13 protein-coding genes and 1 pseudogene are annotated in these 11577 nt (G+C 31.6%); 6 read left to right on the top strand and 8 right to left on the bottom strand.

The window, feature by feature from the left end:
- Positions 1–205: 205 nt before the first annotated feature.
- Positions 206–955, bottom strand: a complete 750-nt coding sequence (locus FOL89_RS12625) for a hypothetical protein (protein ID WP_144283157.1) — start codon at positions 953–955, stop codon at positions 206–208.
- A 161-nt stretch (positions 956–1116) separates the two neighbouring features.
- Between FOL89_RS12625 and FOL89_RS12620 the strand changes: the two genes are divergently transcribed.
- The gene (locus FOL89_RS12620) at positions 1117–1380 is read left to right on the top strand and encodes a helix-turn-helix domain-containing protein (protein ID WP_317130107.1); all 264 of its coding nucleotides are present in this window, start codon (positions 1117–1119) and stop codon (positions 1378–1380) included.
- A 7-nt stretch (positions 1381–1387) separates the two neighbouring features.
- On the opposite strand, the gene FOL89_RS12615 is transcribed toward FOL89_RS12620, so the two are convergent.
- From FOL89_RS12615 to FOL89_RS12600, 4 genes are all read right to left on the bottom strand, one after another.
- Positions 1388–2080, bottom strand: coding sequence for a hypothetical protein (locus FOL89_RS12615; RefSeq protein WP_144283156.1), 693 nt, complete (start codon positions 2078–2080; stop codon positions 1388–1390).
- The gene (locus FOL89_RS12610) at positions 2077–2814 is read right to left on the bottom strand and encodes a hypothetical protein (RefSeq protein WP_144283155.1); all 738 of its coding nucleotides are present in this window, start codon (positions 2812–2814) and stop codon (positions 2077–2079) included. The genes FOL89_RS12615 and FOL89_RS12610 overlap by 4 nt, the downstream gene beginning before the upstream one ends.
- 334 nt (positions 2815–3148) lie before the next feature.
- Positions 3149–3760 (bottom strand): recombinase family protein, encoded by a 612-nt coding sequence (locus FOL89_RS12605; protein ID WP_144283154.1) that lies wholly within the window; start codon positions 3758–3760, stop codon positions 3149–3151.
- A 329-nt stretch (positions 3761–4089) separates the two neighbouring features.
- Positions 4090–5118, bottom strand: coding sequence for a DNA cytosine methyltransferase (locus FOL89_RS12600; protein ID WP_144283153.1), 1029 nt, complete (start codon positions 5116–5118; stop codon positions 4090–4092).
- Between the two features lie 111 nt (positions 5119–5229).
- Between FOL89_RS12600 and FOL89_RS12595 the strand changes: the two genes are divergently transcribed.
- Together FOL89_RS12595 and FOL89_RS12590 are read left to right on the top strand one after the other, a co-directional pair.
- Positions 5230–5433 carry a helix-turn-helix transcriptional regulator gene (locus tag FOL89_RS12595; protein ID WP_144283282.1) on the top strand — a complete coding sequence of 68 codons (204 nt, stop codon included), beginning with the start codon at positions 5230–5232 and terminating at the stop codon, positions 5431–5433.
- On the top strand, positions 5420–6322 hold the full coding sequence (locus tag FOL89_RS12590; protein ID WP_144283152.1) for a hypothetical protein: 903 nt from the start codon (positions 5420–5422) through the stop codon (positions 6320–6322). The genes FOL89_RS12595 and FOL89_RS12590 overlap by 14 nt, the downstream gene beginning before the upstream one ends.
- A gap of 9 nt (positions 6323–6331) precedes the next feature.
- On the opposite strand, the gene FOL89_RS12585 is transcribed toward FOL89_RS12590, so the two are convergent.
- Positions 6332–8179, bottom strand: coding sequence for a recombinase family protein (locus tag FOL89_RS12585; protein ID WP_144283151.1), 1848 nt, complete (start codon positions 8177–8179; stop codon positions 6332–6334).
- A gap of 36 nt (positions 8180–8215) precedes the next feature.
- Positions 8216–9070, bottom strand: a pseudogene (locus FOL89_RS12580) (YifB family Mg chelatase-like AAA ATPase); the annotation flags it as partial.
- A gap of 109 nt (positions 9071–9179) precedes the next feature.
- On the opposite strand from FOL89_RS12580, the gene FOL89_RS12575 reads away from it, so the two are divergent.
- The gene (locus FOL89_RS12575; protein ID WP_144283149.1) at positions 9180–9527 is read left to right on the top strand and encodes a tRNA-binding protein; all 348 of its coding nucleotides are present in this window, start codon (positions 9180–9182) and stop codon (positions 9525–9527) included.
- 4 nt (positions 9528–9531) lie between these two features.
- On the opposite strand, the gene FOL89_RS12570 is transcribed toward FOL89_RS12575, so the two are convergent.
- Complete coding sequence (locus FOL89_RS12570; RefSeq protein WP_185146978.1) at positions 9532–10308, bottom strand: DUF4382 domain-containing protein; 777 nt, start codon at positions 10306–10308, stop codon at positions 9532–9534.
- Between the two features lie 71 nt (positions 10309–10379).
- On the opposite strand from FOL89_RS12570, the gene FOL89_RS12565 reads away from it, so the two are divergent.
- Both FOL89_RS12565 and FOL89_RS12560 read left to right on the top strand, forming a co-directional pair.
- On the top strand, positions 10380–11081 hold the full coding sequence (locus FOL89_RS12565; RefSeq protein WP_144283147.1) for a 3'-5' exonuclease: 702 nt from the start codon (positions 10380–10382) through the stop codon (positions 11079–11081).
- A gap of 7 nt (positions 11082–11088) precedes the next feature.
- Positions 11089–11415 (top strand): SUF system Fe-S cluster assembly protein, encoded by a 327-nt coding sequence (locus FOL89_RS12560; protein WP_144283146.1) that lies wholly within the window; start codon positions 11089–11091, stop codon positions 11413–11415.
- The last annotated feature ends 162 nt before the right edge of the window (positions 11416–11577 follow it).

Below are 11577 nucleotides of genomic sequence, written 5' to 3'. Positions count from 1 at the left end.
GATAGAAATGAAAGATTAAAACCGAAATCCAATAAATGAACTGTATTAAAAATTTTCAATTTTATGTCAGAATTATAAGAATTTCGATTAGTTAAAATGGTGTCAAAAAAATTATTATAATTTTCAATTACAGTAAACTCTGTAATAATTCCAAGTAAACTTAGGAAAATTCCAATTAGTGATATCTTTTTCATAATTTATCGTTTTAGTAACCTCTATCTTGTTTGAATTCCTTTTCACATTTTAAAGAACAGTAATCTTTTTTATAAGTCACGCATTGACTTTTTATACCATTTTCGTAATCCTTCACATATTTGTAAGTAAAGTTATCATTCCAACCGTCGTGGATAATTAACATATTCTTTCCTATTTGTTCCGTTATAGCAATTATTGTTGGAACCGTAAATCGATCTTGAAGAAATGTTTTTCCACACCATTTACACACACCTTCTTCCTGACCACAAGTTTCTTCAGGAACGAAACCTACGTAATCGTTCGCACTGCGAAATATTTCGTCTACTACAACCATAAATTTGGGGTCTTTCTCTAAACTTAGGAGTTCTGATTTAGTAAGTACTGATGGTAGTTGATCAATAACAATAGTTTTATTGTTATCTACGGTATCTGTAATATTATCCGGTTCCCTATAATTTTGGTTTATCTCTTCAAATTCGCTGAAATAACCATAATTTGAAAACTTAAAGTTTTGATTTTGTTTACCGTTATAGTGATCATGTATGGTAACAAGGGAAAAGGAAAAAATAATGTAAAAAATTATATTTGATAATGGTGTAATTTTAATATCGTCATCACTATCGTCCATTCTCGAATTTATTAACGCTACAATTAAAGAAAGGATTTTGATAAGAACTATTATACCTAAAAACGGTAGGAGAAAAGATACTTTGTAGAATACGGTAAAATCAAAATCTTGTAAATAGTTAATGTAGTCCATATAGTTGTTTGTGTTTATTTATTTTAGATATCTTTTTTAAACATTAGTAATTTTATAACAGCGTACATGTAATAATGTAACATTATCTAAGATTAATACAAAGATAGTGAAGTTATCACAAGTGATAACCATCCAATAACGAATTGTTATCATTTTTGATAATGATGAAGGACATATTGGATAAGGAATCCTTACAAAAACTAATTAGTAATAGAATTAAAACGATTAGACAAGAAAAAAATATTTCTCAGTCGGAATTGGGTGCGTTATGTAATTTTGAGAAATCTAATATGAGTAGGATTGAATCAGGTAGAATGTCTCCTAGTCTAATAACTTTGTACAGAATATCGGTAGCCCTTGATGTAGAATTTTCCGAATTATTTGAATTCAATAAAGTTGAAAATCCATCTACAATAAAAAAATAGTTTAGAATTAAACCATAATTTTGTCGAACAGGTTGTCTTTTATTTTTGTCACAAGAGAAAGTTGATCCCTAATACTGCGAATAGTTTGTTGAGAAGAAATACCACCGGATTTACTTATTTGAATTTGTATTCCACCGAATGGTATTACAATAGAGGATAGATTAGCACCTTCTTTTTTAAGTTGAGAAAACAACGGGTCATCACTTAAATTTGCGCCAAATAAGGCTGTTGAAGTTACACGAGAACTTACTCCTTTGAACCAAGCGCCCGTATAGTCATCTACGTGTTTAGATAGTTCAGTAAAATCTAGATCAATCTCTTCCAATTCTACTTGTAAACTAATATCTCTTTTAAAAGTTTTGATAAGGTCTTTAACAACTGCGGATGATTCGCTAATGAATGCGTACTTTTTATCTTTTTTATAATATAATTTTACTGTGTATTTCTTTTTATAACCACTTAGTTCCATTGTAACGGGGTTATTATCAACATACCCGAACGCTAATCCAATTTCTTTAATTATTAACTCGTGTGAAACCTCATATAGCTCAAATCCATGGTAATTTTTATTAACACATTTAATAGACGTTTGTTTAGCCTCTGTAAATCCCGGTAAAGTACTTTGGTATTGGTTGCTAATTTCTTGATTAATGATCAGGTCAGGAAATTTACTAATTTTAACAAATCTAAATGTATTCATAATTCAAATTGTAAACTATTATAATTTTTGATTACTCCTATGAAATCCTCTAAGTTCGTTGAACTTAAATATACTGAGTTGCCGGATGATTTTAATTTATAATTAAGAGTAGGATTTTGAATGTTTAGATTGAAACCGATTATATTTTCTTCCGGTATTTTTTTCAGCGCATAAGTTAACATTGGATTTGACGTATACTCGATTCCAACTTCAAATTGTTCGCTAGAATGATTTTTTGAGTGGAAAATTTGATTCAATTTTTCGATTAGTTTTCTAAACTCCTTTATGGTAAGATTAATTCGTTTATTTGGAACGATAATTTTGTCAGAAATTAAATGAATGGTGTTATCAGCTGGACTAAATTTTAATCGATATTGGTTTAAATTTTTAAATTTAAAAGTAATCGAATTCTGTGTGAAATTTTCTATTTTAATGTCATCACTCCTAAGTTTCTGTTCAACATTCATTGTTTCCTCTAAATTTTCAATTTCAAAAGAGGTTGAAAATGTCCAAATATTATAATCTTTTTTCAACAGAATCAATATTCTATTAAGTAAGAAGTGAAATTTAAGGTTTGTATTATAGTAAAAAGTCAACATAGCAAAGACAAAAGAAATTATTGTCAGAATTTTGTCAAAGTTTTCCCAATATGTTTGAACATACTCATAAAAAGTAAGGTAAATAATTACCGGTATTATCAGAAGTAAAATGAATAAAATAGTGTTTATTTTCATCGTTTATACTTATAGAGGAATTAACAGTCAGTCGTAATTTTTTTTGAATTGTAAATTGTGATGTACTTTTAGTTCTTATACAAGGTTAATTAATGTAAAAATATGGTTTATTTTGTTACTTTATGGTACTTTTTTGCCGTAAATTATATTTATTTGTTCTTAGCCTATTTTTGGTGGAAATGTACATTCTGTATATGCCAAGTTGAGTTGAGGACCTGCAGAGATAATTATTTTGCCCTAAAAAGACACCATACGACACAGCGAATTCGCCTTGTTTTTTTAAAAAAATTTCTAGAAAACTTATAGAGAAATATTTTCAACATAAAAGTCTACATCATAATAACTTATGACTAGTTGCGACCTTTTTCACCTTCATTACGGTCTTTGTAGACATTCCTAAGAGTTTTCCAATTTCCCTCAAAGTTCTCCCTTTTTTTAAATATTCCAAAGCCTTTTTATTCTTTGGTTTACTGATAAAGATAGAATCACCTTCATTTGTTCCGACAGGTCGACCTAAAATTCCACCGTTTTGAACATACATCATTCTACCGACCGATGTTCTTTCTAAAATGTTTTCGAGTTCCATTTCGTAAAGTGATGACATAACCGATGAAATCATTTTCCAAATTGGATTTTTCTTTCCGTTCGCACGTGATTGAAGACCAATATTTCTAATTACTACATTTATTTCTTTTTCTTCAAACCATTCTAAAGTTTGGATTACATCTCCCGTATTTCGTCCTAACCTAGAAAATTCTTCGACTACAATTTCTGTTACTAGACCCTCTTCAACAAGTTTAATCAATTCTTTTGATTTTGGACGATCTTTGAAACTAATTGACCCTGAAATTTTATCTAAGAAAATCAAATCATATTTATCTTTATCCGCCTCGAACCTATTTCCGGTTTGAACCAATGTTGAAACTCTATTATACTTTACTCTCATTTGTACTCGTATTAATCACAGTATAAAAATACGGCAAAAACGCCGTTCTGCCGCATATAATAAGGGTTTCTTAGAATAAATGTGAGATTTAATTTATTTTGAATTAAATGAACGCAAGGAGTGTGCAAAATAACTTATAATCACCTGTAGAGAAAGTATTTCTTTGCCATTTGCAAACATCCCCCTTGAAGCCCTACCCCCCTCCAAATCCTCCCTCAGTATACAAGGGAAATTAATCTTTTTATACCCCCTTCGATAGTCTAAATGAAATAAAAATTTTCTAAAAAAAAAATTGGAAAATCGAAATTAATGACGAGTAGGAAAAATCGTTAAGGTGTTAGAATAGCGTTTCTTCTTAAAATATTTTCGTTCTTATTAAGTTGTTTTTTTATTGATTCCGCTAAAAAATACGCCAAGTTGACCGGTACAGCATTACCAATCATTTTATAACCATCTGCGATATTCTCGTAACGGAAAATAAAATCGTCGGGGAAAGTTTGGATTCTTGCACATTCTCTTACACTCAACCTTCTATAACTATCTTCATAGCCTGGTTGAAAAATTCTAACATTCTGTTCAACGTGTTTCATTTTTGGTGCCTGAGGATGGAGTGGCGCATGTCTTCCACCAGCTTGTATAGTGAAAGATGGTTCATCCCAACTTCTAACTCTATTCCTAGACATATATATTGTGGAGAAACCACCGGTCATAAATTCATGATTTGGAACTAAACAGTTATCACCGTTTGTTTTATTTTTCTCAATTGCCGGCAATACATTATCGGTCAGATCTGATATAGTATCGTTTAGAGTTAACTTTTTGAAATTGGGAGTTTCAAATTCATATTTAAAGTTCAGATCCTTACGAATCCCAACAAATATTACTCGTTTTCTATCTTGAGGAACATTATAATCTACTGCGTTAACCATTTGAAATGAGAGTTCATATCCAACACCAGCTTTCCTAAACATTTCTTTGATGTTTTCTAGAGCGTCAGTATGCCTATTTAATAACATTCCACTAACATTTTCCGCTAGAAAAAACTTAGGTTGTTTCGCTTCAAGAATCCTAATAAAATCAAAAAATAATTGTCCCCTTTTGTCATTTATACCTTTCAATGCCCCTGCCTCACTCCAACTTTGACATGGAGGACCCCCTATAATACCATCACAGTCGAAAACATCATCAGAATGTACATCCACAATACTTCTTTTATCTAAAAAGGTTTCAGGATGGTTTTCTTCGTAAGTATTCCAAATAGTTTTATCATATTCATTTGCGTAGACTATTTCAAATCCAGCCTTCTTAAATCCTAAATCTAATCCTCCTGCTCCTGCAAAGAATGATGAAATTCTCATAACCACAAATTTTCTTCAAAAGTATAAAAAAAAACTCAATCGTTTGTCGACTACTGTCTATTGCACATCTCTAATGTATTTTGGAATTTTATAAACTATGAATATTAGCGAATTCTTCGGAAAAAAATATTTCAAATCAGGCAGGAAAAAGGTATTTCCCAAGAACAGTTAGCACTTAAATCAGAAGTTGACAGAACCTATATAAGTGATATTGAACAAGGTAAAAGAAAAGTTTCATTAGAGGTTGCCCATAAACTATCAACCGCACTAGAAATACGTCTCAGTGAGATCTTAGAGAATTATGACAAATTATAGTAACACAGAAAAACACATTCTACAATTATTCTTAGACTCAGAGTCGATAACTCTAAATAACATCCAATATCTTGTTAAAAAAGTAGGTAAACCCAGACCATCTCGGGGAGAATGTAAAACCGATATTTATGTTCTTTTGGAAGATTTGTCCGGTACCAAAAAGGAGTTGAAAATATCCGTTAAACAACACAACGCTGACTTTTTAGAAAATAAGATATCTCTAAGTAGGGCTATCGAAATTTTAGGGGAAAACGCACAAGAAATTATTACCCAAAGTGTAAAACAAATTGAGAAATCGTTTGTTAATGATTATCTTATAAACATAGATCGTTTTAAAAGAACTGAAGAAAACTGTATTAAAATTGGATGGAAATTTGAACTACTGAATGTCCTCAGCGGTGAAAAATCTGGGATGATTGAACTTTCCAACGATCAAAAAATTAATGTTTTTTCAGGTTCAAACTTATCTGCTGAAAAACGTAATTGTAAGGTAAATGGTGAAATTATTATTGAAAGTGGTGTAGCTAATTTTATACTTGAATCGGATTCAATTGTTTCTAATATTGAATATTATTTGGATAAAATGAAAAATATCAATGAGTTCTCTGTTCAAAATAATATATACTTCGCTTGTAAAGCGTTAAATTACAGAATGTCAAAAGACAAATGGGATGGAGATAGACCGCTCGCAGTCTATTGCAATTGGTTTATAAACGATGACGGACTATTAGATGTACAGATTGTTTTTGATCATCCATTATCTATAAAGGGTAATCTAATAGGTGAAAATATAAGAAACCTTTTAAGATTGGTAGGTATAGATATTTCTAATTTTACTGAGATTGATAAATTCGTTAGTCCTAATGTAAAAGTATTCAGAAAACCTTAGGTTGATATTTCATATTACATCCAAAAGAAACTCATCATCTAACTCAAACCATTCTCCAAATTCAAACGGTTTAGCCAAAATTAGTCTCTTCAAATATTCTTGAAATTTTTGATCCATACTATCTTTTGAATATTGGTCTAAGTCCTCATATTTTCTTAAAATTTCTTTAAGAGAGTAATTATATGTCTCTCCCTCATCTGTTGGTACAACATATTTGTTCGCCTTCTTATATTTTGAACCAAACACAGAAAAATACTTTTCATTAAAGTTTCCTTCGATTAAATAAACCTTATATCGGTATCTTTTATTTTTTAATCTGATACCTTTTTTATCAAGAAGTAGTTCACAATCAACAAAATTATTGTTGTGTAACGAAAATCTTAGTTTTAATTTAACGTGGTCAAAATTAGTCTCAATAATACTTATCTTTTCATATATTTTTTTTAGATTTTGATGTAATTGTTGACGATCACTCGCTGAATTAATAAATTTATTCTCTGAACCTCTCCGTAATTGGTTATTATTTGTTTCCAAAGTTTTCTTAAATAAATTTATTTTTTTTGTTTTCAGTTCGATTTCCTTTAATAATTGAGATTCTTTTTTATCGAAATTAGATTTATCCATGTCTGATGATAAAAAATAATCAAATAGTTTCTCTTTACGTGACATAAGTTGAGAAACCAAATATTCTTCACTTTTAATATTGTTCTTGATAATTTCGTTTTTCTTTTCAATACTTTGTATTGTTTCATCTGTTAAATTAATAAAATTCAACAAGTTAATCATAATACAAGAGAAATGATAGATTGTACTTTCAATAAGTTTGATATTAATTCCGGTTTGTCCACATCCACCATTCCTATTTCTAGTGGACGAACATTTATAAACCTTGTCATCATGATTGTTAGGTTTAAATTTTCCGAAATAGTTTCTTTGACAGTTACCACATTTTAAGATATCTTTTAAAATGTAAGTATATAATGTATTTCCCTTAGACCTCTTACTTACCAAAAGTTCACCACATTTCTCAAATTGAGAGATATCGATAATCTGAGGGCAAGGAACGATATGTTTTAGAAATTTTCTTTGTCCAATATATGATGTATTTCTTAAAATATCATGTACTACTTTGTCTGTCCATTTAACATCTGACGCCTTTTTCTGAACCGCAAACTTTAAAATTCGATCACCAAATATTTTGTTTGAACGTGTTGGTATATTTTCATCATTTAGTAAATTACTAATAACCTTTGTTCCAAAACCACTCTCGTACCAATCAAAAATCTTTTTTACTATAATTGCCTCTTCATCATTGATCACCATCATTTTATTCTCGTCTTTTGTGTATCCATAGGGATAATATACACCACCGCCCATCCTTCCCGAACGAACTGATTTCAAAAGACCGGATTTTGATCTTTCTTTGAACGTCTCTGCTTCAAGATTTGCGTATTCTATAAGTACTTGTAGAATAATACTAGTAATCATACTTCTCTTACCATTGGAGTCTAGCGTATCTAATTGTAAAGATTTGATATGAACATTGACTTTAAGTTCAGTTAGTTCTTCAATAATATCACGAGTGTATTTAGGATCTCTTCCTAATCTACTAATTTCACTTACAAATATTTTTTTGTAAGAATTTGGATTTGTTCTTATTGTAGAAAGTAATTTATTAAGTTCCGGTCTGTCTTCTTCTTTTTTTTTATAACCGGAAACCATCTCAGAATAAACATCTATTTGTTCTTTAGAATATCCTGATCTGATTATTAACTCTTCCAATTCATTTATTTGACGAGTGTAATCCTGTTTACCATCTGTTGAACTAACCCTTGCATAAATACAAACCTTATCCATATTAAAAATTTTAGCAAATATACAGACCTCCTTTTAAACTACAATCACATCTGAAATAGTGTGATGGGGTGAACGGAATGGGCGAACTGTCATTAAAGATGTTTCTGTTCCCATTTTTCCCGCAACAGAATGTATTTTGGTGGTTTCTAAAGCTTCTTTTAAAGTCAGAGGAGGCAAAATACTAGGAACTCTTTTCGCCAGCATTGTTTTTCCGCTTCCGGGCGGCCCGATGAGAATAATATTGTGTCCTCCTGCTGCGGCAACTTCCATTGCTCGTTTTGCGGTTTCCTGCCCTTTTACTTCAGAAAAATCAAACGGAAACTGGTTTATTTTTTCCTGAAATTCTTTTCTTGTATCTAAAACTACTTTTTCAAGAGGTTTTCCTTCATTAAAAAAATCAATAACTTCCTTTATGTTTTCCACACCATATACATCAAGATTATTGACAATGGCAGCTTCTCTTGTATTTTGTTTTGGTAAAATAATTCCTTTAAAGCCTTCTTCACGAGCCTGAATGGCAATTGGCAGAACTCCTTTTATTGGCTGCAGACTTCCATCCAGAGAAAGCTCACCCATAATGATATAATCATGTACATTTTCAGCTACAATCTGATCAGATGCAATCAAAATTCCTATAGCTATACTCAGATCATAAGATGATCCCTCCTTCCGCAAATCAGCAGGAGCCATATTAATGGTAATTTTTTTACCGGGAATTTTGTATCCTACGTTTTTAAGAGCTGCCGAAATTCTGTAACTGCTCTCTTTGATGGCGTTGTCTGGCAAGCCTACAAGATGATAGCCAACACCGCCCGTATCGACGTTTACTTCAATGGTAATCGTTTGAGCTGACACTCCAAAAATGGCACTTCCGTAAATTTTTATCAACATCTGTATGTGTTTTGAGTAAAATTATAAAAAATTCTGTTTTGAAATTGGTATTTTGAAAATTTTTTGTGTCTATTTTTTGATAATTTTGTTATAATAGTAATTATTTAAAATGAAAATAAAACCTGAAATTTCCTGGTCAGATTTTGAAAAGATAGATATACGCTGTGGTACAATAATTTCAGTCAACGATTTTGAAAAAGCAAAAAAGCCTGCTTACCAACTGGAGATTGATTTCGGAGATTTAGGGATTAAAAAATCTTCGGCACAGATTACAGCACTTTATAAAAAAGAAGATTTGTTGGGAAAGCAAATTTTGGCAGTGGTAAACTTCCCCAAAAAGCAAATTGCTAATTTCTTCAGCGAATGCTTAGTTTTAGGGGTGTATGGTGAAAACACAAAAGAAGTGACGCTGCTTACAACATCACTTCTTTCTAAAAATGGTTTGCCTGTTGGCTAGGTATTTATTGATGTAAGGTTTTGATTCCCAAATTGGTAATTTGTCCAAATGATACCGAAACATTATTTGCATTTTCATCCATATACCCGGTTGTATTATCTGCATCATACGATACAGTATAATTACCTTGATTCAAACCTGAAAACATGAAAAATCCGTCCGGATTGGGAATAGCGGTAGCAATGGTATCAGATGCAACAATGGCATGCACTACTGCATGGGCATTCTGAGGCTTCACATATCCTTTAATTTGTCCGTTTGTAAGTTCAGAGAATGCCTTGATAACAGGTTTTAAGATAAAAGACCCATTTCCTGTAGTTACAATAGAACGACCTGCATCAAAATCTAACCATACATTATAAGCTCCGTTACCAGAAAGGTTTTGATTCCAGTTAAACTTTAATCCGCTTTGCTGTGCGGATGGCGTTTGAAGTGGATAGACTATTCCATTTTTGATTAAACTATTATTGGAACCTAAAATCATTCTCATCTGAGAAACATTTCCGGCAGGTAATATTGCTTGTCCTAAAAAGACATCTGCACCATTCTTTAAATCAAGAAGATTATAAATTCCGGGATTAGGAAAATTAAGTTCAAACCACTGTCCGTTGCTGTTGATCTCTATTCTCTGAATATCAATATTTACAGCATCATAATCTGCAGGTCCATCTGTAAGTCTTACGTTTAGAGTTGCTGAAGTTGCGATTTCATCTGTACTATCACTACAAGAGGTGACACTCAATAAGAAAACACTGCTGCATAAAATTAATAGCTTTTTCATAAAAATAGTATTTTGTTTAGTATAATGCTTTGCTATTTCATATATTATGCCATAACTTTCATTAAAAAATAATGATACACAACATTCCTTTAGAAAAAATTCTATTCCTAGATATTGAAACGGTTCCCAATGCAGGATCATGGGAAGATCTATCTGAAGTCGAGCAAAAACTTTGGGATAAAAAAACAAAGTTTCAGCGCAAAGACGAAATTTCTCCCGAAGATTTTTACGAAAAAGCAGGAATCATGGCTGAGTTTGGAAGAATTATCTGTATCAGTATCGGAATGCTCGAGAAAAATGAAACCATCAAAATAAAAAGCTTCGCAGGGCATGATGAGAAGAAAATTCTGATGGAGTTTGGAGAGATTTTTAACAGCCCCAGACTTCGTGATGTAATTCTTTGCGCCCATAACGGAAAAGAGTTTGATTTTCCGTGGATTGCAAGACGCTTTTTGATTAATGGAATAATGCCACCAAAACCTTTTCAGATGTTTGGGAAAAAGCCATGGGAAATCCCGCATATTGATACCATGGAACTATGGAAATTCGGAGATTATAAAAGTTATGTTTCGCTTGAGCTTTTGGCTTATGTTTTCGGAATTCCTACCCCGAAAGATGACATTGACGGATCAATGGTTTCATCAATTTATTACATAGAAAAAGACTTGCCCCGAATAGTTGACTATTGTGAAAAAGATGTCTTAACTTTGGCAAATATTTTCAGACGAATGCGTCAGGAAGATTTATTGCAAAGAAATTTGAATTTAGATTAAATTAAAAATGAAATTTACAGACGATCAGATCGCAGATATAGGAGAAGAAATTATCAGAGTACTAAAAACCGTTTATGATCCGGAAATTCCGGTAGACATCTATGAATTGGGGCTCATCTATGATGTTCAGATTTCAGAAATAGGTGATGTGAAAATTATTATGACTTTAACAACGCCTAACTGTCCGGTTGCCGAAACTCTGCCACAAGAAGTAAAAGATAAAGTAAAAGCCGTAGAAAATGTAAGCGATGTAGATTTGGAACTTACCTTTGAACCAAGCTGGAACAAAGATATGATGAGCGAAGAAGCGAAGTTTGAACTGGGAATGCTATAAAAGTTAGGAAGATGGAAGCGGGATGCTGGAAGTTTTTTTAATTGTGAAACAATTATTTCATCAAAAAATATATGAGCTGTCCATTTTTGGCAGCTTTTTTTATTTATACGTTGTGTCATTCCGAGCGGAGTGAAAAATCTGTAAAATTACTATTGAGATTCT

This window comes from Chryseobacterium echinoideorum (genome assembly GCF_007474535.1).
In the GTDB taxonomy this organism is placed as follows: Bacteria; Bacteroidota; Bacteroidia; order Flavobacteriales; family Weeksellaceae; genus Chryseobacterium; species Chryseobacterium echinoideorum.
This window is presented reverse-complemented; position numbering and strand designations above follow the sequence as displayed.